Genomic DNA, 19,007 nt, shown 5'->3' on the forward strand with positions numbered 1-19,007 from the left:
CGCCATCACGCGCAGGCTGCCTAACCTCTCACCCCAGATGGACCAGAGCCTCCGCTCCTGAACACCGCTGAATGTCCCAAATCATCTGACGACAGACAGTAAAGCGTTTTCGAGAAGGCGTTGCCAGACAGTAGAATGCACGAAGATGTTTGAACGGATTTGCTTCGTAGAGCGGTTTTAGCTTCGCTTGGGCGCGGTCTGGCGGCGAAGCCGTCCCATCCAGCGCAGAAAGGCGGTCGAGCGCCAGGATAATGAGGCTCGCATTCGCTCCCGCGAGGCCAGCGTTGCGTTGAGATGAAATTTCAGGTCCTGCATGGTCGCTTCCAACGAACTGCACAGTGCATTGAAGTGCGCCACCGTCTGCTCTCGACGGGCAAGTTCCTCGCCCATCTCAACCATCTTTTGCGCGTCGCGCGCTTGGATCCGGGAGGTTTCGTTTAACTCTTCGATTAGTGCTTCCCGCTCTTGCATGAGTTCGGTGATAAAGCTGGCTTGCTGCACTTGAATACGGGAAGTTTCGGTTAATTCTCTTCTGATTGCATCCCGCGCCTGGGTAAGTTCGGCGATGGAGGCCGCGCGCGTCTCGACCTCGCGGAAGTTCAGCGCATCGATACTACCGCCCCATTCACGGAGCCGGCTCATGTGCTCCGGCTCGCTCGCCAGATCAAACATCGTGTTGAGAGCAAAGTTTTGATGGTCCACCCGTGCTACGCGCCGGGCGATTTCGGCGACGCGCAGGGGTACGGGCTCGTCCTCTAGGACGTCAGCCTCTGCGTCGAACACCTCCGCAAACAACTCTTCGCTGAACGCCGCGAAATGGCGCAGAATTTTACTACTTTCATAAGTCGCTCGTAGCCGGGCCTCTGGGCTCGGTGCGCTCGCGTTGGCGTTATTTGCGCGGATCCGGAACGCAGTCAGGCGGTCCGGAAGAACGTGGATGCTGTGGCCAGCTACCAACATCCGGATCCACATATCGAAGTCTTGGAGGTTCGTCAGACGCGGGTCATAGGAGCCAGCTGCTGCATAGGCTTCCCGCCGGATCATAGCGGTCGGTGCGCACAAGATGTTGCCGTGGAAGAAGAAACGCAGCCACGTGCGCCGGGAGAAGTCCGTGAACCGCAGCGGCACGGTGAAATCGTTGAATGCTTCTGTCGGCAACCCTTCCTCATTTACCGGCCGCGGCATGCCAAAGACGAGGGAGACCTCTGGGTTGGCGTCGAGGAAGGCGACCTGTCGGAGAAGCCGGCCCGGCAGCGCCCAGTCGTCCGAGTTTAGGATTGCTAGATAGCGCCCGCGCGCTCGGGCGATCGTGGCGTTCATCGCTGTCGAGATGCCCCGGTTCTGGGGCCAGCATTCGAGGCGAATACGAGGATCCGTGAAGCTGCGTAGGATTTCGACCGTCCCATCCGTTGAGCCGTCGTCGGTGACAACGATCTCGAAGTCCTGGAAAGACTGCGCCAACACGCTTTCGATGGTCTGCCGGACGTAGGAAGCGTGATTGTAAGCCTTGATCAGCACCGAAACGGTCGGGGCCACAGCGGGCGCGGCCGGCGCGAGTAAAGGGAGCAGCGCATGGTCGGCCCGCGGCAGCTCTCGCTCCTCCCACCAAAGTGGTCGGACGCAAACCTCGCTCGGCTTCACTCTGGTGAGGTCGACAGAGCTGTACTCCATTTCGTCCCAGAAGGTGCGCAGCCGCTCTTGGCCCCAGAGATAATGCCGGCCGAAGCCTTGGGCGACGTCGATGTGCCCGAGCCGCTCGGCTTGGTCCGCCTCACGGGCGGCGTTCCGCTCGAAGCCGAGATGCTTGTAGTGCCAGAGCACCATCGCATCGTGAGCGGGCAGTAGTAGATCGCCCTGCGGCTCGGCGGCGTGACGCCCCGGGCCGAACCCAGTCTCATGTAGCGCCTCAGGCTTGAACAGACTGAGTTTGTTAAACGCAGCGCGGGATCGTCCACGCGTGACCCGCTCGGTCAGTAGCCCAGCATCGTCCAGCATTTCCTTGTGGTTGAGGTCGAAGCCCAACGCTGGAATTAGTGTCACGCCGCAATCGGCCTGTTCTGCGAGGTAATCCGCCATGGCTCGACCCGGCACGTGCAGGTGCTCGTCGATCGCCGTGACGACCACCCAGTCGGCCACGCCCCGACTCTCCTTCCAAGCCTCGTCCTGCATGGCCTTAAGGGAGAGCACGAAGGATCCCGCTTCGACGCGAGCGAAGTCGCGTAGCTCTACCTTCGGGTGCGCCGCTAGGATCTCGCGGGAGCCGTCCGTTGAGCCGTCATCGTACACGACGTAGCGGTCGACGAAGCTGTCGTAGTGGCGGAAAAAGAAGCCAAGCATGTCGGCCTCGTTCCAGCAGACTGTGTAGAGGTGGACGACAGGCTTCGTCATGTCACGGCTAGACCCTGGTAGCCGCCGATGTCGCGGCGCACGATGCGGGCCGGATTACCAAGGACGAGGCAGCCCTCCGGCACATCCCGCGTGACCACCGCCCCGCCGCCCACGACGGCGTTTGCTCCAATCGTCCGTTCCGGAAGGATGGTGGCGCCAGTGCCGGCGACGCTGCCCCGACCCATCGTGACATGGCCTGCCAGGACGACGCCTGGTCCGATTGAGACGAAGTCACCGAGAACGGCGTGATGGCCGATGCTCGCCCCGCGGTTGACGAAAACGAAGGCGCCGAAGCGGCTCSCCGCCCCGAGGCTGCAGCCTGCGTTGACGTAGCAGCCCCGCCCGAGGTCGAGTCGGCGTGGGGCTGCAACACTCGGGTCGACTAGGCGGAACGGGTGGCAGAACTTGGCCTCTGACGCCTCGCGCGCCGCTTGCTGGCGGTGAGCGGGGGTGAACAGCGGTACAAGGTAGGGCAAGGCACGGAGGTCATCTCCCGCTTCTTGAAGAGCTACTTCATGAGCTTCTTCTGAGAGATAGCTCTTGGCTGGCCGGTTTCGGATGCCAGCGGCGAGCGCAAATCCAGCGCGATGTAGGCTTTCTTCCACGTCCGCCACGACGGGGGAGCCAATGCCGTACAGGACAATACGCGTCATGCTCGGGCCTCAGACGCGAAGGTGCGAAGCGCGTCTGAGACCGCCTCCGGCGCCTCGACGGCGATCTCGGGCTGGATTGGCAGGCTGAGAAGGGTCGCGGCGAGCGCATCCGTGACAGGCAGGGCGCCAGCGGCGGCTTCCTGGAAGGCCGGATGTCGATGTAGGCCAGGAGCGTAGTGCACGGCGGTGCCGATGCCGGCCTTAGCAAGATGCCGCATTAGCCGATCGCGCTCAGGATGGGTGACGGTGAACTGGTGATAGACACTGCCGGACACGTCTGACGGAAGGGCAAGGCCGGGTAAGCTCAAGCTCTCCCGGTAGCGCACAGCTATGGCGCAGCGTTCGGCGTTCCCGGCATCGAGATGCGGCAGCAGTGCGAGCAGGATCGCGGCCTGGATCTCGTCGAGGCGCGAGTTGAAGCCGAGGCTCCCGCATACGCGCTCGGGACCCGAGAAGCCGTACTGACGCAGGGCTCGCAGCCGATCGCCGAGGGCGGCGTCGCGGGTTAGGATCGCGCCGCCGTCGCCAACGCAGCCAAGGTTTTTCGTCGGGTAGAAGGAGTAGGCGGCAGCATGCCCGAAGCTACCGAGCGGTCGTCCATCGAGATGAGCACCGTGGCTCTGCGCGCAATCCTCAATCACGGCGAGGCCACTCCGCTCGGCGATCGCCATCAGGGCCGGCATATCAGCTGGGTGGCCAAACAGGTGTACGGGTAGGATCGCGGCCGTGCGCGGGCCAATTGCGGCGGAGACCGCAGCTGGGTCGATGCAGCGTGTGACTGGGTCGACGTCGACGAAGTGGGGTAGCGCGCCGCAATGGAGGATCGCCTGGGCCGTCCCCGCGAAGGTGAGTGCCGGCGCGATGACCTCGTCGCCGGGGCCGATACCGAGGGCGCGGAGGGCGAGTGCCAGCGCCTCCGTGCCGGATGCGACGCCGATCCCGTGCGGCAGCCCGGCGCTAGCTGCGAAGGCCGCCTCGAAATCTGCCACCGCCTGCCCCAGGATGTAGGTGCTGCCGCCGAGGACGGAGGCGACCGCGCGGTCGATCTCCTCCCGGAAGCGGGCGATACGTCGCGGAGGCGCCGCCTGCGGAATAGTCATGCGTGGCAATCCGCGATGAACAAGTCCGGCCGTGCGCGGTCGTAGTGCTGAGTATTCTCGTATAATTCGGAGGCGCAGACGAGCATGATCGTGCCGGCCTCAAACTCGCGCAGGTGGATTAGGATGCCGGCGCGGATCCACAGTCCTTGGTCGTAGCGCTCAAGGCGAACGCCGACACACTCATTCCCATTGTCTACCTCGACAAGTAAGGAGCCTTTCAGAACGACGAGAAACTCGTCGCAGGAGTTGGCGTGGCCGCCGCGGATGCTCCCCGGCGCCTCGATCGTCATGAAGAACACGCGTTTAGGGGCGAACGGTAGGCTCTTGAATTGTTCAAGCGCAACGAGCGTCCCGCGGGGATCGACATGCACCTGATGATGAAGGAGATGTACGCCTTCGATGTATCTCAACATGGAATATTTATCTGAAAATTAAGCTCTTGTACCCTCTTTTAAATACTTATAATCGGTTTGACAAACACCTAATCGTCCCGTGTAACTCGGGACAATTTGGCAATATGTGAGCAGACGCGTTGATCCGCCCCCATTGAAGTGGTCCGCCCTTTGGTATGGCTTTTGAACCTGGAGGACGGACGAGATGGCAAAGCACCCGAAACCTGAGGAGATCGTTGCCAAGTTGCGGCAGGCGGATGTGCTGATCTCACAGGGCCAGAGCGTGGCCGATGCAATCCGCGCGCTCGGCGTGAGTTCGGTGACGTACGCGACGAACTCCTGAATGGCGAGATCTTCTACACACTCAAGGAGGCGCAGATCGTGATCGAAAGCTGGAGGCGTCACTACAACACTGTGCGCCCACATGCATCGCTGGGATACCGGCCCCCGGCACCGGAGGTGTTCGTGCCAGCGTTCTCCGCTTGGCCGTCTGCGCTCGCCCGACCAGCTGCGCCGGCCAAGCTACCCGTGGTGAAGCGGCCTACCGCGCACTAACTTTACCCTTGGACCACCGCATGGGGGCCGATCAGGGCGGCACTGCGCCGCTCCTGAGGTGAGCTCCGGAAACGACCGAGAGTCCAACAACGCACGCCGTTAACGTAAAAACCGGAATTCCGACGATTCCTCTTCGTTTGCGCAAATCGTCTGAAACCTGATGCAGCAATAGTCGATTAAATTGCGAGGTAAGTTCTGTAGTATCGAATGCATAAGGCCATTCCGAGGTGACCCCGTGAAATGGATCCCATTTGAGATATATCGTCAAATTCTCTTAAACATCCCAATTGCTTGTGTAGACATCGCCATCGTTTCGGAAGGGCGCATTTTGCTCGTCGAACGGATGGATGCTCCCGCCAAAGGGCAGATGTGGCTGCCCGGCGGAAGAGTTCACAAAGGGGAGCTTATGAGGGACGCCGCAAGCAGGAAGGCGATTGAAGAAGTAGGGATCGATTCCAACGTTGGGCCGATAATTCATACAGCGGAAACAATTTTCGATGATGGCCCGGATGGTATCGCTGTCCACAGTATCAACACATGCTTTTTCTTGTTCCCTAAAGAGCGAGACATTCGAGTGAAGCTCGACAACCATCATGCTCGCCACATTTGGACGGATGCAATTGCCGGCGATTTCCACCCATACGTTCGGCGGTGCCTCCTGGCAGCGGGCCTTCAGCGGTCATCAGACGGCTGATCCTGTCCGCTCCAATCGAGCGACCGATTCGCTATGGAAGAGCCGACAGGATCCATCACCGGCCGAACGTCCAGAGCGGCACCGCGCCGCTGGGCCGGCCCGGCTTGTCCCGCCTGTGGGTGGTTCGCTCGAACACGATCCGGTCGGCGAGCACGGACGACACCTTTTCGCCGCTGAGGACCATGGCACCACAGAAGTCCGGCCGGATGGTGCCGGCCTGAGAGTGGACGCCAAACAGATCCAGGGTCGTCCATCCGAGCGCCACCGCTTGCTCGGCGTGTCGGTCGAGGAAGTCGATCGCGGCCTCGTGCATGGCGACCCAATTCGGACCGGTCAGGCCTGGGCAGGGCGAGACGCTGGGGCGCAGGTCGAGGAAGGCCTTGCGCCAGAGCACTGGGTCGGCGGGGACGAGCTTCGGTGAGGCTGGCATAGGATCCGGCAGTTGGGGCTGGCCGGACGGGATAGGGGAGGTGGTTCCGCAAGCCTATGGCCGGAGGGTCACAGGCACCGTTTCGTACGCCTCGGCCGACTGTGCCGACTCTTGTGCGTCCCAAAAACACGGTCTGTTCTGGTTTGTCCGAGAAGTCCGAAAAGCCATCCCTCTGAAATACAAGGAAAGTTTGGCTGGGGCGCCAGGATTCGAACCTGGGAATGGCGGTACCAAAAACCGCTGCCTTACCACTTGGCGACGCCCCATCGCGCTCGGCGGAGAGGTGTCTAGACGCAGTATCGGGTGCTGGCAACAGGGGGAGGGGACGCTTATGGCTCTCGCGGGTTCAGCGGGAGGCGTTGGGACATGAGCGGGCGGATCGCGGTGGTGACGGGGGCAGGGTCGGGGATCGGACGGAGCGTGGCCCTGGCGCTGGCCGTGGCCGGCTATGATCTTGCCCTGGCCGGGCGGCGCTTGGCCCCTCTGGAGGCAGTGGCCGGAACGGCGCGGGCGGCCGGCGTGGCCGCGGAGGCGGTAGAAACGGACGTGGCGGACGCGGATTCGGTGGCGCGGCTGTTCGCCCGGGTGGGCGAGCGGTTCGGGCGGCTCGACCTGCTGTTCAACAATGCCGGGGTGTTCACGCCCGCGGCGGCGATCGACACGGTCGCCCTCGACGACTGGCGACGCTCGGTCGACGTGAACCTCACCGGTGCGTTCCTGTGCACGCAAGGTGCCTTCCGGATGATGAAGGCGCAGGATCCTCGGGGCGGGCGCATCATCAACAACGGCTCCATCGCCGCGCAGGCGCCGCGGCCGCATTCGGCGCCCTACGCGGCCACCAAGCACGCGATCACCGGCCTGACCAAGGCGACGGCCCTGGACGGACGCCCCTACGACATCGCCTGCGGGCAGATCGACGTCGGCAATGCCGAGACGGAGATGACGGCAGGGATCGCGAAGGGCGCCCGGCAGGCGGATGGCAGCATTCGCCCCGAGCCCGTGATGGATGTGCGGCATGTCGCCGACGCCGTGGTCTACATGGCGGGCCTGCCGCTCTCGGCCAACGTCCCGTTCCTCACCGTGATGGCCACCGCCATGCCCTATCTCGGACGCGGCTGAGTTTTGCGCATCGCGTCCGAAACGCCTACAGAACACCCCTTCGTCGCTTATCCGTCGCGAATGCAGTGCCGCCCACGGCGGACCCGGAAATTTTTGCCCGCCATGCTGATGCCGTCTGAGATCAAGCCGCCGGAGGCGAAGGCCGACCCCGTCGCCCGCCGCCGCACCTTCGCGATCATCTCGCACCCGGATGCCGGCAAGACCACGCTCACCGAGAAGCTGCTGCTGTTCGGCGGCGCGATCCAGCTCGCCGGCGAGGTCAAGGCCAAGCGCAACCGGGTCTCGACCCGCTCGGACTGGATGGGCATCGAGAAGGAGCGCGGCATCTCCGTCGTCACCTCGGTGATGACCTTCGAATACGGCGACTGCGTCTTCAACCTCCTCGACACCCCAGGCCACGAGGACTTCTCCGAGGACACCTACCGCACCCTGACGGCGGTCGATTCGGCCGTGATGGTGATCGATGCCGCCAAGGGCATCGAGGCGCGTACCCGCAAGCTGTTCGAAGTCTGCCGCCTGCGCGACATCCCCATCGTCACCTTCATCAACAAGCTCGACCGCGAGGCGCGCGACCCCTTCGAGCTCCTCGACGAGATCGAGAAGGTGCTCGCCCTCGACGTGGCGCCGGTGACCTGGCCGATCGGTCGCGGGCGAAGCTTCGCCGGCACCTACGACCTCGGCAACGGCCGGGTGCGCCGCCTCGACGCGGCGGACGATGCCGGGACTGTGGCGGTGACGGGCGTCGACGATCCGCTCTTCGACCAGCTGCTGACCGAGGACGGTGAGGCCGCGACCTGGCGGGAGGAGGCGGAGCTCGCCGAAACCGGACTGAAGCGCTTCGACCTCGCGGCGTTCCGCGAGGGCCACCTGACGCCGGTGTTCTTCGGCTCGGCCCTGCGCAATTTCGGGGTGCGCGACCTGATCGACGGGCTTGCCCGCTTCGCACCGCCACCGCGCGGCCAGGATGCCGACAAGCGCCTCGTAGAGCCGACCGAACCGAAGATGACGGGCTTCGTGTTCAAGATCCAGGCGAACATGGATCCGAACCACCGCGATCGCATCGCCTTCATGCGGGTCTGCTCGGGGCGCCTGAACCGGGGCATGAAGGCCAAGCTGGTGCGCACCGGCAAGCCGATGTCGCTCTCGGCCCCCCAATTCTTCTTCGCCCAGGACCGGGCCATCGCCGATGAGGCCTTCGCCGGCGACGTCGTCGGCATCCCGAACCACGGAACCCTGCGCATCGGGGACACCCTGACGGAGGGCGAGGAGATCGTCTTCCGCGGCGTGCCGAGCTTCGCACCCGAGATCCTGCGCCGGATCAAGCTCACCGACGCCATGAAGGCCAAGAAGCTGAAGGAGGCGCTGCAGCAGATGGGCGAGGAAGGCGTCGTGCAGGTCTTCCGCCCGCATGACGGCTCCCAGGCTATCGTCGGCGTCGTGGGCGCCCTGCAGCTCGACGTGCTGAAGGAGCGTCTTCAGGCGGAGTACGGCTTGCCGATCGACTACGAGCCGACCCGGTTCTCGATCTGCCGCTGGATCACCGCCGAGAAGGAGTCCGAACTCGACAAGTTCATCGGCAGCCACGGCTCCGCCATGGCGAGCGACCTCGATGGGGCCCCGGTCTTCATGGCCACGACGGCCTTCTCCCTGCGCTACGAGGAGGAGCGCGCCCCGGAGGTCCACTTCAGCGACATCAAGGACTATCAGAAGCGCTCGGCCTGACACAGGCCGCCCAGCGCCAAGCTTTCGCGCTGCGGCAGACAGTATCCGAAAATCTTCGCTCACATATCCGCGCGGCTGAAGACAAGACCGCCGAAAGGGATTAGCGTCGAGGGTAGTCGCTCTCGGCGCAAGCACGCACGGGCATGCGCGGCGGGATTGGGTCCGGAAGGGCTTTTGTCTTGCCGAGACAGGCTCGGACGCCGACGTCGTGGGCATCCTCCCTGCGTGAGGGCTTGAGCCATGACGACCCTTCCGGTTCACGATCTCGGCCACAGCATGGCCCGCCCGGTGGTGAATGCCATCGACGGGCACGACCTCTCGATGGCGCTGCGCCGCGGCGTCGACGATTTCCTGGCGATGCCGACCCACGCCCTCTTCATCGGGCTGATTTATCCCCTCGTCGGCATCGTGCTGGCCACCGCCGCCTTCGGCACCGAGGTCCTGCCCCTGGTCTTTCCCCTGGCGGCGGGTTTCGCCCTGATCGGCCCCTTCGCGGCGATCGGCCTCTACGAACTGAGCCGCCGCCGCGAGAAGGGCCTGTCCACCGACTGGGCCTACGCCTTCGCCAACCTGACACGTCCGGCTGCGGGCGCCCTCGCCGGGCTCGGACTGCTGCTGGCGGTGGTCTTCGCCTGCTGGCTGGTGGCGGCGCAGGGGATCTACTGGGCGCTCTACGGAACGAGCGTACCGGATTCGATCTTTGCCTTCGCTCAGGACGTGCTTACCACCCCGCGGGGCTGGGCCCTGATCGTCATCGGCAATCTCGTGGGTTTCGCCTTCTCCCTCGTGGTCCTCGCGCTCAGCGTGGTCTCGGTGCCGATGCTCGTGGACCGGGACGTGGACATGCTAACCGCGATCGAAACTTCGCTCGCCGCCTTCCGGCGCAATCCGCGGACCCTGACGGCCTGGGGCTTCATCGTGGCCGGCCTGCTCATCCTCGGGTCGCTGCCACTCTTCGTCGGCCTCGCGGTGGTGATGCCGATTCTCGGTCATGCGACCTGGCACCTCTACAGGCGGGTCATCCCCGCCTGAGACCGACGGTCGGCCTCAGAACTTTCCCAACATCGGGAAGTCGATGCTCAGGGCCGATTCGGTGGCCAGCGGCGCCTCGCGCCGGCGCGGCTTGCGATTGATGACCTGCTTCAGCTTGGCCTTCAGCACCGACATGTCGAAGGGCTTGAGGATGAAGGCGTCGGCCCCGGCCTGGTGAGCGAGATTGATGTCCTCGAAGTCGAACGAGGCTTCCGTCAGCAGGAACGGCGTGTTCATCAGGGCGTCGTCCGCCCGGATCTCCCGCAGGAACGAGAGGCCGTCCATCGGCTCCATGTCGAGATCGGAGATCACGAGCGCGTAGCGGCGCTCCCGCATGCGCTCGAGGGCCGTGACCGCATCGGTCACGCCCTCGACATCGGGAAAGCCAAGCCGATTCATCAGCAGGATGACCAGCTTGAGCAACTTCTCCTGATCATCGACGATGAGGATCGCGGGCGTATCGCTCATAGAATTTCACGGGTTTGAGGACGGGGCGACGACGGCGCGCCACGCAACCGCAGCATCAGACGAAGAGGTGGTCGATACCCTGCTTCGTCATCGACTCCGCCTGAAGGGTCGCCGCGAGGGCATGGATCGCGATGCCCTTCGGCGTTCCGCGCTGGAACATCGGGAGCAGGTTGGCCTTCTGGAAGATCGCGTCGTTGACCGGACTCCGGATCCCCGTGGTGAAGGAGTTCACGAACTCACGTTTCAGGATCTCGCGCCATTCCACGATCTGCACGTCACGATGCCGCGAATCGTTGCTGATCCGGGCAAAGGTCTCGCTCACCGAAGCCCGCTCGCCCTCGATGACCTGCGCAGCGAAGTTCTGCTCGATGAGCAGGAAGCTGGTGATCACCGAAAACTCGTTCTTCTTCTGCGCCTGCCGCGTGATCTCGCCGATCTGCCGGGTGCGCGTCGCCGCGTCCGCCGCGAGGTTGAGTCGCGAGAAGTAGATCAGATGGACGAGGGTCGACCGTTTGGCTCTCATGATTTCGATCCACCACCTTGTTCCGGCGACCTTAGACGCGACGACGATAACGGCGCGTAAACGACCGCACCTGCGACCGTTGACCCGGCAAAAGCTGCCGATCGGACGAAGCAAAGTACGATTCCTGCCGGGTACCGGTCACGGATATCGACGAATAATCAACGACTTGCCCTTGGCATGCTGATTGCTCGATGAGGCTGAAGCTGTGCGGGAACGCGACGGCATTACCACCGTGACGCAAGGTTTTCGGCCATGGATGTCTTCACCGCGATGCAGACGGCCGTTTCCGGCCTCAAGGCGCAGGCGTTCTCGCTCGACAACATCTCGGGCAACATCGCGAATTCCCAGACGACCGGATTCAAGCGGGTCGATACGAGCTTCGTCGACCTAGTCGCCGAGCAGCAGACGCCGAGCCGGCAGGTCGCCGGATCGGTCGCGGCGAATTCTCGCCAGACCACGACGGTGCAGGGCAACCTGAACGCCACCGACATCGGCACGAACATGGCGTTGAACGGGGAGGGCTTCTTCGCCGTGGCCACCAAGTCCGGCGACGCCAACGGCCAGTCAAACTTCGCGACCGGCGATTCCTATACGCGACGCGGCGACTTCGCTCTGGACAAGGACGGGTACCTCGTCAACGGCGGGGGCGCCTATCTCAAGGGCAGCAGTCTAGACCCGCTGACCGGACAAGCGACCGGAGAAGGACCGATCAAGGTTTCGAATTCGATCATACCGGCGCACGCCACCACAACGATCACCTACTCGGCCAACCTGCCCAAGACGCCAGCGACATCCGCCGCGGACGCCAACAAGCCGAACTCGGAACTCATCGGCGATTCCGCGTGGAGAGCGAGTTCGACGGGCGCGCAGGTCAAAATCTCCGATCCGGCAGACATACAGAAATTCGTTGCAACCAGCATCGCTGGGCCGGCACTCACCGCCTACACGCCGAGCGGTGGACCAGTCGGCATCCAGATGCGGTGGGCGAAAGTTCAGAACGGCGCAGCGGCCAACGGGGCGACCCCGGCGACCAACGATATCTGGAATCTGTACTATGCCGACAAGAGCACCGTGTCGGATTCCGGAACGTCCTGGGTCAATGCCGGTACGGATTTCCAGTTCAACAGCAGCGGTCAGCTGATTTCGCCAGCCTCCAACGCGGTGACCATTCCTGCTCTCACGGTCGGCGACGTTAATCTGGGCAACGTTCAGCTCAATTACGGCAGCGGCGGCCTGACGGCCTACACCTCGGCCGGCGGCACCGTGACGACAAATACCCAGACTCAGGACGGCTACACCTCGGGGACACTCACCGGCCTCAGCATCACAACCGACGGCAAGGTCTCCGGTACCTACAGCAACGGCAACACCATCGCGCTGGCGAACATCAAGGTGGTGCAGTTCACCAACTCGGACGGCCTGAAGGCGAATTCGAACGGCACCTATCAGCAGACCCTCGAGTCCGGCACGGCCCTCGTCGGACTGAACGGAACCACCGTCGTCGGCAGCAACGTGGAGCAGTCGAATACCGACATTGCGGGCGAGTTTTCTAAGATGATCGTAACCCAACAGGCATATTCCGCCAATACGAAGGTTATCTCGACCGCCCAGGACATGATGTCCGCGTTGATCAACATCATCCGCTGAGGACGCCTGACACCGGACGCGATCCGACACCGAGGGGAGGGGCTTCGTGAGCTTCAACGCCATCAACACCGCCTCCGCCGGGCTGAAGGCGACCCAGGCCGCGATCGGGGTCGTCTCGCAGAACATCGCCAATGTCGGCACGGTCGGGTACACGAAGCGCACCCTCGACACCGTCTCGACGGGCGTTGGCAATTCCGGCGTCTCGGTCGGCACGATCGGCCGGGCCCTCGATGCGGCCTCCCTCCGGCAACTGCGCATGGAGACCTCGGGTGCCGCCTATACCGGCTCCCTCTCCGCGGTTCGGACGCAGCTCGATCAGCTCTACGGGACCCCCGGCGCGTCCACGGCCCTGGACGGCGTAATGAACGACTTCGCCCAGTCGCTGCAAGCCCTCGCCAGCGATCCGACCTCCGCACCTGCCCGTGCCACGGTCGTCACAAAGGCCGCGAACCTCGCCTCCACCATCGGCACGATCGCGCAGGGCGTCCAGGACCTGCGCTCGGCGACCGAGAGCCAGCTCGGCAGCGACACGGCGAAGGCGAGTGCGTACCTCGCCTCCATCGCCAAGCTGAACACGCAGATCACGGGCACCACCGACGAGGGGGCCCGCGCCAGCCTGCTCGACCAGCGCGACCAGGCCGTGACCGGCCTGTCCGCCTTCCTGGACATCCAGACCGTCGACCAGCGGGACGGCACCCTGACGGTCATCACCACGTCGGGCATGACCCTCGTCGATCGTGGCGCCGCGGCGATTCTCAGCTTCGACGGACGCGGCACGCTCTCGCCCGACTCGGAATACACGGACAACGCGGCGACCCGGGGGGTCGGAACGATCACCGCGACGACGCCCGGCGGCTCCAAGATCGACCTGATCGCCACCCAGGCGATTCGCTCCGGCTCGCTCGCCGCCGGAATCGAGCTGCGCGACTCGGTCCTGCCGCAGGCGCAGCGCCAGCTCGACGAACTGGCGGCTGGGCTCTCGCGCTCCCTGTCGGATCGCAGCGCGGTGGGTACTCCGCCCACCGACGGGACGACGGGGGCCTTGGATATCGACCTCGCCGGACTGAAGGCCGGTAATGCCGTGACGGTGAGCGTGCGCGACGCCGCCGGCACACAGCGCAACCTCGTCCTCCTCCCCTACACCTCGGACTCTGAGCCGAAAATCGATCGCGCGGATATCAACGACCCGACGGCATCGATCCTTCCGATCAAGCTGACGGGGACCAATGCCGGGCTGCGCGACGCCATCCAGACGGCCCTCGGGGCGAGCTTCAGCGTCACCAGCCAGCCGAGCGCCGGCACCGGCGGCCTGCGCATCCTCACCGATCCATCGAGTGGGGCGCCGACGCTCCTCGGCGTCAGCGCCAGCGTCACGCAACTGAAAGACCCGAACGATTTCCAGAGCGGCGCCGCACAGATTCCGCTCTTCGTCGACGGAAACAAGAAGGGCACGCTCTACACCGGCTCCTTCGACGGCGGTTCGCAGCTGACGGGTTTCGCGCAGCGGATCAGCGTGAACCAAGCGGTGGTCAGCAACACCGCTAACCTCGTGACCCTCTCGTCCAAGACCCTGGCGTCGGATGCGTCGCGGCCCCAGTACCTGTACCAGGCCCTCACCGGTGCAAGCCGAACTTTCGCGGCAGCCAGCGGAATCGGCGGCGTCGCGGCGCCCTACACCGCGAGCGTCCAGGATTTCGCCCAGCGGATCATCGACGCCCAAGGGGCGGGAGCGGCCTCCGCGCAGGACCTCGACGAAGGGCAGGGCATCGCGCTGGCGACCGCCCAGTCCCGCGTCGCCTCCGTCTCCGGCGTGAGCATCGACGAGGAGATGTCGAAGCTCGTGCAGCTCCAGACCGCTTACAGCGCCAATGCGCGGGTGCTCACCGCCGCCCGCGACCTCCTCGACACCCTCCTGCGGATCTGAGGCCGAGCCCCCATGTGCCGAGCCCGACCGAGACCCCGCCCACTTCCGAGGCACCGATGAGCATCGCTCCGTTCAATGCCAGCACCTATCTGGGCGACCGCAACACGGCCAACCTCGTCGGCCTGAAGAGTCGCCTCGATACGCTGACGAACCAGCTCTCCAGCGGCAAGGTCGGCACGACCTATGGCAGTCTCGGCACGGGGCGGACGACCAGCCTGAGCGCGCACGCGGCCCTCAGCGCCCTCGACGGCTACGACGCGGTGATCACGAACGCGACGACCCGTGTCACCCTCGCCAACGCGAGCGTGACGCAGATCAACACCCTCGGCGACGGGATGCGGCGCTCGCTGACCGCCAGCAACAGCTCGACGATCGCCAACACACCGCAGGCCGCGCGCAACAGCCTGGACGCGGCGGTCGATGCCCTGAACGTCGATCTCGCGGGCCAATACATCTTCGGCGGTCGCGCCACCGACTCGCCCCCGGTCGCCGCCACCGACACGATGCTGAACGGCGACGTCGCCAAGGGCCTCGCCGGCCTGAAGACCCTGATATCGGAGCAGAAGACCGCGGACCTCGGTCTGCCGACCGGATCTGGCCGGGTCAGTAGTTCCGTGACCGGGACGCCGGCCAACACCGTGACGATCAGCGAGGACGGGACCGGGGCCGCCGGAACCGAGACGCGGGCCAATTTCGGTTTTCGGCTCCTCTCGGCGACGAGTTCCAACACGACGGCGATCGCCGCCAGCGCTACCACCGCCGCGACGGCTCCGCCGGTGACGTTCACCCTGGCGAAGCCGCCGGCCGAGGGGGATCGCCTTCGGATCGCGATCAATCAGCCGGACGGAACGCAGAGCTTCGTCGATCTCACCGCGAAGGCGTCCTCGTCGGCGGGCGCGACAGACACCATGCCGGTCTTCGCCACGGCGGCCGAGGCGCAGACCTACCTCAACACTCGCTTCGCACCCTCGCCGGTCGCGAGCATCCAGGGCCCCACCGATCTCGGTGTGCAAGCCAATTTCGGAACCGGCACGCCGGCGTCGCTGACGCTTGGCGTCAATGGAACACCCGTCGCGGGCGACACCGTGACGGTCAGCGTTGCCATGCGCGACGGCACGACCCAGACCCTGACCCTGACGGCCAGCCCCAACGCCGATCCGACCTCCACCACCGAGTTCTCCCTGGCAGGCGGCCCACAGGCTGTTGCGAACAGTCTCTCGCAGGCCGTCACCAATGCCCTGAAGGGTACGGCTTCCACCAGCCTCGCGGCGAGCTCGGCGTCCCGAGCGGCACAGGATTTCTTCGCCGGGTCGCAATCCGCCGGCCTCGCACCGCGGCGCATCAGCACCGACGGCAACGGCTACGCCGAAGCGGCCAGCACCAAGACCGTGATCTGGTACACGGGCGACGACACCTCGTCGGATCCACGCGCCACGGCCACGGCGCAGATCGGGGCGAACCGGGTCCTGAACATCGGCGTGCAGGCGAACGAAGCTCCGATCCGGAAGGTGCTCGCCGGTCTCGCCATGATCGCGGCCGATGCGGGAACGACGGCAGTCAGCGGGACGCCGGAGGCCCAACGCTTCAGCGCGCTCGCCGACCACGCCGGCACCCTGCTCGTCTCGAACAACACCACGGGGGGCGTTCCGGGCATCGCCAGCGATCTCGGCCTCGCCGCCAGCACCCTCTCGGACACCAAGATGGAAAACCGGACCAACCGCAACGCCCTTCAGGGCTCGCTCGACGGCGTCGAGAACATCTCGGCGGAGGACGTGACGGCGCAGCTCCTGCAGTTGCAGACGCAGCTCCAGGCGAGCTACCAGGTCACCTCGATGCTCTCGAAGCTGAACTTAGTGAACTATCTCAGCTGAGATCGGCGAGTTGGTCCGGCGGACGGGATGGCTTAACCCAGGGGCCGGAGCGAATGCGGGAGCCCGGTCATGACCCCCAGGATGCCTACCGTGCTGGCCATGGCGATGCTGATCGTGCCCGGCCTCTCGGTGGGAGCCGGCGCGGCGGAGCGTCTCCGACCACAGGTTCAGGGGGAGAAACTTCTGCCCTGCCCGAAACAGGGTGCGGGCTTCGTCCGCGTGCCGGGCTCACCCACCTGCATCCGCCTCAGCGGCCGCGCCGTCGGTGGCATCGACGTCGGCAGCCACTGCGCCGCGCCGGTCACGGCGGGGCAGCTTTCGATCGACACGCGCAGCGAATCCGAGTTCGGGCCGGTGCGTGCCTTCGTCCGCATGGGTCACGGGCGTCCCTGACGCGCCCCGCGGACAGGCGTCCCGCCGCGCGTCCTGTTATTCAGAGGCTGCGCGACAGCACCAGCGGCTGGCTTCGCGCGACCCCGCTGCGGCCATAGGGGGAGGGGCCCTGGGACGGGCGGCCATAGACGGTGGGCGTGCGGGTGCGCCCGATCTCGTCCGCCAGGGTCTTCACGAGGCCTTCCGACACGGTTCGAGCCGTCGCCAGCACGGCCTGGTTGGTCTCCAGGGCATGGGCGAAGCGGGCATGGGCCGCCTTGAGGGTGGCGATCCCCTCCGGCGCGAAGCGCGCGAGGGCGATGGCGTTAGCCTTCGTCGCCTCGAGGCCCTGGAAATAGGCGGCCGCCAGGGCCGACTTGCGCTCGTTCTCGGCGAGGCCCTCCCGCAGGCGGCCGACGCGGATGTGGTCGCTCTCGCGGGCGAGCACGCCCTCAAGCGCTTCGAGGCTCGCGATCACCCCGGCGACCAGGGCCGTCGCCCCGGCCCGGTCCGACACGCGGGGCGCCGGAACGTCAGCTGACCTTTGCACCGGCACCCTCCTGCATTTTCATCATCTCGCGGAACACCTGGTCGGCAATACCGACGCCACCGCTCTTCACGATCTGGCCGGCGTATTCCTTGGTGAGCATCGACCGGTAGACGCCACCCCCGGTGCCGTTGTCGCCGAGCGGACCGTCGGTACCCTCGGATTGCGACAGGCGGTCGAGGGACTGCTCTAGGAACATCGATTCGAAGTCGGTCGAGGCCTTCTTGGCCTTGGCCTCGGCGGCCGACTTCGCGGTGCTACCGGCGCTCCCGCCGACCGCGCTCTGAACGGTCTTGGCGATGTCGCCGACGATGGCCTTGCCGACCCCGAGGGCGGCACTGGCGGCGAGGGGCGCGAACAGCATGGGTTCAGGTCTCCGGCTGGAGTTGGGAGAGGGCGGCGAGAGGCATCACATCACCTCGATATCGGCCTGGAGGGCGCCCGCGGCCTTGATCGCCTGCAGGATCGAGATGAGGTCGCGAGGGCCGACGCCCAGGGCGTTGAGGCCGTCGACGAGTTCGCGCAGGGTCACGCCCTCCTTGACCAGGGCGAGCTTGTTGCCGTCGCCCGTGTCGACCTTGACGCCGGTGCGCGGCACCACCGTGGTGGTGCCGCTGGAGAGGGGAGCAGGCTGGCTCACCTGCGGCTGTTCGGTGATGGTGACGGTGAGGTTGCCCTGTGCGATCGCCACGGTGGAGACCCGCACGTCGCGGCCCATCACGATGATGCCCGAACGCTCGTCGACGACGACCCGGGCGGTCTGGTCGGGCTCGACCTTCAGCTGCTCGATCTCGGTCACGAGCCGGATCATGTTGCCGGTGTAGCGGGCAGGGATCTGCAGGGTCACCGTGGCGGGATCGGTGGGTTCGGCGGTATCGGCGCCCATGAAGTCGTTAATCGCAGCGGCGATGCGCTTCGAGGTGGTGAAGTCGGGATTGCGCAGGGACAGGCGCAGCGAGCGCATGTCGTTCATCTTGAACGCCATCTCGCGCTCGATCATCGCGCCGTTCGGCACCCGCCCGTTCGTGGGAACGCCGCGGGTGATCTTGGCGGCGTCGCCTTCGGCCGAGAAGCCCGCGATGGCCACCGAGCCCTGCGCCAGGGCGTAGACCTCGCCGTCGGCGCCCAGCAGCGGCGTGACCAGGAGGGTGCCGCCCTGGAGGGACTTGGCGTCGCCGAGGGACGAGACGGTGATGTCGATGCGGTTGCCCTGGGTGGCGAAGGGCGGCAGGCTCGCGGTCACCATCACGGCCGCGAGGTTCTGGGTGCGCATGGTAGCGCCGCGGGTGTTCACGCCGAGGCGCTCCAGCATCGCCTGGAGGGACTGCTTCGTGAACGGGATGTTGTTCAGGGTGTCGCCGGTGCCGTTGAGCCCGACCACGATGCCGTAGCCCACGAGCTGATTCTGGCGCACGCCCTCCACGCTGGCGAGGTCCTTGACCCGCGACAGGGCGAGGGCGGGGACCGCCTGGCCGACCAGCATCGCCCACCCTGCCAGAAGGCAGAGGGCGAAGCGCCGGATTCGGGTGGGGCCGTTCGGAGTGTCGGTCATGGCGCACTTTGCGACGGG

19 protein-coding genes, 1 tRNA gene and 1 pseudogene are annotated in these 19,007 nt (G+C 65.4%); 10 read left to right on the forward strand and 11 right to left on the reverse strand.

Annotation, left to right across the window (positions count from 1 at the left end):
- Positions 1–177 precede the first annotated feature (177 nt).
- From ASF41_RS11690 to ASF41_RS11705, 4 genes are read right to left on the reverse strand one after another with little or no spacing between them, the layout of a single operon-like run.
- The gene (locus ASF41_RS11690) at positions 178–2,388 is read right to left on the reverse strand and encodes a glycosyltransferase (protein ID WP_056493418.1); all 2,211 of its coding nucleotides are present in this window, start codon (positions 2,386–2,388) and stop codon (positions 178–180) included.
- Entirely contained in the window at positions 2,385–3,041 is a 657-nt protein-coding gene (locus ASF41_RS11695; protein WP_056493421.1) for an acetyltransferase, read from the reverse strand. Before ASF41_RS11695 ends, ASF41_RS11690 begins: the two co-directional genes overlap by 4 nt.
- A complete protein-coding gene (locus ASF41_RS11700) occupies positions 3,038–4,141 on the reverse strand; it encodes a DegT/DnrJ/EryC1/StrS aminotransferase family protein (protein ID WP_056493425.1) in 1,104 nt (367 codons plus the stop codon). Before ASF41_RS11700 ends, ASF41_RS11695 begins: the two co-directional genes overlap by 4 nt.
- Positions 4,138–4,554: an FdtA/QdtA family cupin domain-containing protein gene (locus ASF41_RS11705; RefSeq protein ID WP_056493427.1), complete on the reverse strand. Its 417-nt coding sequence runs from the start codon at positions 4,552–4,554 to the stop codon at positions 4,138–4,140. The genes ASF41_RS11700 and ASF41_RS11705 overlap by 4 nt, the downstream gene beginning before the upstream one ends.
- Positions 4,555–4,738: 184 nt before the next feature.
- Here ASF41_RS11705 and ASF41_RS11710 point away from each other — a divergent pair, with 184 nt between their 5' ends.
- The 3 genes and pseudogenes from ASF41_RS11710 to ASF41_RS23720 all read left to right on the forward strand — a co-directional run bounded on the left by ASF41_RS11710 (position 4,739) and on the right by ASF41_RS23720 (position 5,782).
- Positions 4,739–4,876, forward strand: coding sequence for a hypothetical protein (locus tag ASF41_RS11710; RefSeq protein WP_156394135.1), 138 nt, complete (start codon positions 4,739–4,741; stop codon positions 4,874–4,876).
- Positions 4,858–5,088: pseudogene (locus tag ASF41_RS23715) on the forward strand (transposase); the annotation flags it as partial. The gene ASF41_RS11710 and the pseudogene ASF41_RS23715, both read left to right, overlap by 19 nt.
- A 235-nt stretch (positions 5,089–5,323) precedes the next feature.
- Entirely contained in the window at positions 5,324–5,782 is a 459-nt protein-coding gene (locus ASF41_RS23720) for an NUDIX domain-containing protein (protein WP_082504306.1), read from the forward strand.
- Positions 5,783–5,837: 55 nt separating this feature from the next.
- Here ASF41_RS23720 and ASF41_RS11715 read toward each other — a convergent pair whose 3' ends face one another.
- Together ASF41_RS11715 and ASF41_RS11720 are read right to left on the reverse strand one after the other, a co-directional pair.
- Entirely contained in the window at positions 5,838–6,212 is a 375-nt protein-coding gene (locus ASF41_RS11715; protein ID WP_056493430.1) for a hypothetical protein, read from the reverse strand.
- Positions 6,213–6,403: 191 nt separating this feature from the next.
- Positions 6,404–6,478: transfer RNA gene (locus ASF41_RS11720), tRNA-Gln, on the reverse strand.
- 100 nt (positions 6,479–6,578) lie between these two features.
- On the opposite strand from ASF41_RS11720, the gene ASF41_RS11725 reads away from it, so the two are divergent.
- The 3 genes from ASF41_RS11725 to ASF41_RS11735 all read left to right on the forward strand — a co-directional run bounded on the left by ASF41_RS11725 (position 6,579) and on the right by ASF41_RS11735 (position 10,085).
- The gene (locus ASF41_RS11725) at positions 6,579–7,331 is read left to right on the forward strand and encodes an SDR family oxidoreductase (protein ID WP_056493433.1); all 753 of its coding nucleotides are present in this window, start codon (positions 6,579–6,581) and stop codon (positions 7,329–7,331) included.
- Positions 7,332–7,433: 102 nt separating this feature from the next.
- Positions 7,434–9,053: a peptide chain release factor 3 gene (locus ASF41_RS11730; RefSeq protein WP_056493436.1), complete on the forward strand. Its 1,620-nt coding sequence runs from the start codon at positions 7,434–7,436 to the stop codon at positions 9,051–9,053.
- Between the two features lie 240 nt (positions 9,054–9,293).
- On the forward strand, positions 9,294–10,085 hold the full coding sequence (locus ASF41_RS11735; RefSeq protein WP_056493439.1) for a DUF2189 domain-containing protein: 792 nt from the start codon (positions 9,294–9,296) through the stop codon (positions 10,083–10,085).
- 15 nt (positions 10,086–10,100) lie between these two features.
- Here the strand turns inward: ASF41_RS11735 and ASF41_RS11740 are convergent, their stop codons facing one another.
- Positions 10,101–10,553 carry a response regulator gene (locus ASF41_RS11740; RefSeq protein ID WP_056215936.1) on the reverse strand — a complete coding sequence of 151 codons (453 nt, stop codon included), beginning with the start codon at positions 10,551–10,553 and terminating at the stop codon, positions 10,101–10,103.
- 55 nt (positions 10,554–10,608) lie between these two features.
- On the reverse strand, positions 10,609–11,076 hold the full coding sequence (locus tag ASF41_RS11745) for a BLUF domain-containing protein (RefSeq protein WP_056274034.1): 468 nt from the start codon (positions 11,074–11,076) through the stop codon (positions 10,609–10,611).
- Between the two features lie 252 nt (positions 11,077–11,328).
- Here ASF41_RS11745 and ASF41_RS11750 point away from each other — a divergent pair, with 252 nt between their 5' ends.
- The 4 genes from ASF41_RS11750 (at position 11,329) to ASF41_RS11765 (ending at position 16,911) form a co-directional block, all read left to right on the forward strand.
- Entirely contained in the window at positions 11,329–12,723 is a 1,395-nt protein-coding gene (locus ASF41_RS11750; RefSeq protein WP_056493442.1) for a flagellar hook protein FlgE, read from the forward strand.
- A 46-nt stretch (positions 12,724–12,769) separates the two neighbouring features.
- Positions 12,770–14,647 carry a flagellar hook-associated protein FlgK gene (flgK, locus tag ASF41_RS11755; protein WP_056215928.1) on the forward strand — a complete coding sequence of 626 codons (1,878 nt, stop codon included), beginning with the start codon at positions 12,770–12,772 and terminating at the stop codon, positions 14,645–14,647.
- A 56-nt stretch (positions 14,648–14,703) separates the two neighbouring features.
- Positions 14,704–16,518, forward strand: a complete 1,815-nt coding sequence (locus ASF41_RS11760; RefSeq protein WP_056493445.1) for a hypothetical protein — start codon at positions 14,704–14,706, stop codon at positions 16,516–16,518.
- Positions 16,519–16,587: 69 nt separating this feature from the next.
- Positions 16,588–16,911, forward strand: a complete 324-nt coding sequence (locus tag ASF41_RS11765; protein ID WP_156653272.1) for a porin — start codon at positions 16,588–16,590, stop codon at positions 16,909–16,911.
- Positions 16,912–16,951: 40 nt separating this feature from the next.
- On the opposite strand, the gene ASF41_RS11770 is transcribed toward ASF41_RS11765, so the two are convergent.
- Genes ASF41_RS11770 through ASF41_RS11780 form a run of 3 tightly spaced genes read right to left on the reverse strand, consistent with a single transcriptional unit; the run spans position 16,952 to position 18,920 of the window.
- Positions 16,952–17,440: a hypothetical protein gene (locus tag ASF41_RS11770; RefSeq protein ID WP_056380043.1), complete on the reverse strand. Its 489-nt coding sequence runs from the start codon at positions 17,438–17,440 to the stop codon at positions 16,952–16,954.
- Positions 17,424–17,801: a rod-binding protein gene (locus ASF41_RS11775; protein WP_056215917.1), complete on the reverse strand. Its 378-nt coding sequence runs from the start codon at positions 17,799–17,801 to the stop codon at positions 17,424–17,426. The genes ASF41_RS11770 and ASF41_RS11775 overlap by 17 nt, the downstream gene beginning before the upstream one ends.
- 45 nt (positions 17,802–17,846) lie before the next feature.
- Complete coding sequence (locus tag ASF41_RS11780; protein ID WP_244479637.1) at positions 17,847–18,920, reverse strand: flagellar basal body P-ring protein FlgI; 1,074 nt, start codon at positions 18,918–18,920, stop codon at positions 17,847–17,849.
- Between the last annotated feature and the right edge of the window lie 87 nt (positions 18,921–19,007).

Source organism: Methylobacterium sp. Leaf111 (genome assembly GCF_001423285.1).
Classification (GTDB): domain Bacteria; phylum Pseudomonadota; class Alphaproteobacteria; order Rhizobiales; family Beijerinckiaceae; genus Methylobacterium.

Excerpts from the sequence above, each read along its gene's own strand:
- ASF41_RS11735 (WP_056493439.1), top strand. The coding sequence starts at position 9,294 with ATGACGACCCTTCCGGTTCACGATCTCGGCCACAGCATGGCCCGCCCG.
- ASF41_RS11715 (WP_056493430.1), bottom strand. The coding sequence starts at position 6,212 with ATGCCAGCCTCACCGAAGCTCGTCCCCGCCGACCCAGTGCTCTGGCGC.
- ASF41_RS11700 (WP_056493425.1), bottom strand. The coding sequence starts at position 4,141 with ATGACTATTCCGCAGGCGGCGCCTCCGCGACGTATCGCCCGCTTCCGG.
- ASF41_RS11725 (WP_056493433.1), top strand. The coding sequence starts at position 6,579 with ATGAGCGGGCGGATCGCGGTGGTGACGGGGGCAGGGTCGGGGATCGGA.
- ASF41_RS11740 (WP_056215936.1), bottom strand. The coding sequence starts at position 10,553 with ATGAGCGATACGCCCGCGATCCTCATCGTCGATGATCAGGAGAAGTTG.
- ASF41_RS11730 (WP_056493436.1), top strand. The coding sequence starts at position 7,434 with ATGCTGATGCCGTCTGAGATCAAGCCGCCGGAGGCGAAGGCCGACCCC.
- ASF41_RS11765 (WP_156653272.1), top strand. The coding sequence starts at position 16,588 with ATGACCCCCAGGATGCCTACCGTGCTGGCCATGGCGATGCTGATCGTG.
- ASF41_RS11690 (WP_056493418.1), bottom strand. The coding sequence starts at position 2,388 with ATGACGAAGCCTGTCGTCCACCTCTACACAGTCTGCTGGAACGAGGCC.
- ASF41_RS11750 (WP_056493442.1), top strand. The coding sequence starts at position 11,329 with ATGGATGTCTTCACCGCGATGCAGACGGCCGTTTCCGGCCTCAAGGCG.
- ASF41_RS11710 (WP_156394135.1), top strand. The coding sequence starts at position 4,739 with ATGGCAAAGCACCCGAAACCTGAGGAGATCGTTGCCAAGTTGCGGCAG.
- ASF41_RS11775 (WP_056215917.1), bottom strand. The coding sequence starts at position 17,801 with ATGCTGTTCGCGCCCCTCGCCGCCAGTGCCGCCCTCGGGGTCGGCAAG.
- ASF41_RS11780 (WP_244479637.1), bottom strand. The coding sequence starts at position 18,920 with ATGCTGGTCGGCCAGGCGGTCCCCGCCCTCGCCCTGTCGCGGGTCAAG.
- ASF41_RS11760 (WP_056493445.1), top strand. The coding sequence starts at position 14,704 with ATGAGCATCGCTCCGTTCAATGCCAGCACCTATCTGGGCGACCGCAAC.
- ASF41_RS11705 (WP_056493427.1), bottom strand. The coding sequence starts at position 4,554 with ATGTTGAGATACATCGAAGGCGTACATCTCCTTCATCATCAGGTGCAT.
- ASF41_RS11745 (WP_056274034.1), bottom strand. The coding sequence starts at position 11,076 with ATGAGAGCCAAACGGTCGACCCTCGTCCATCTGATCTACTTCTCGCGA.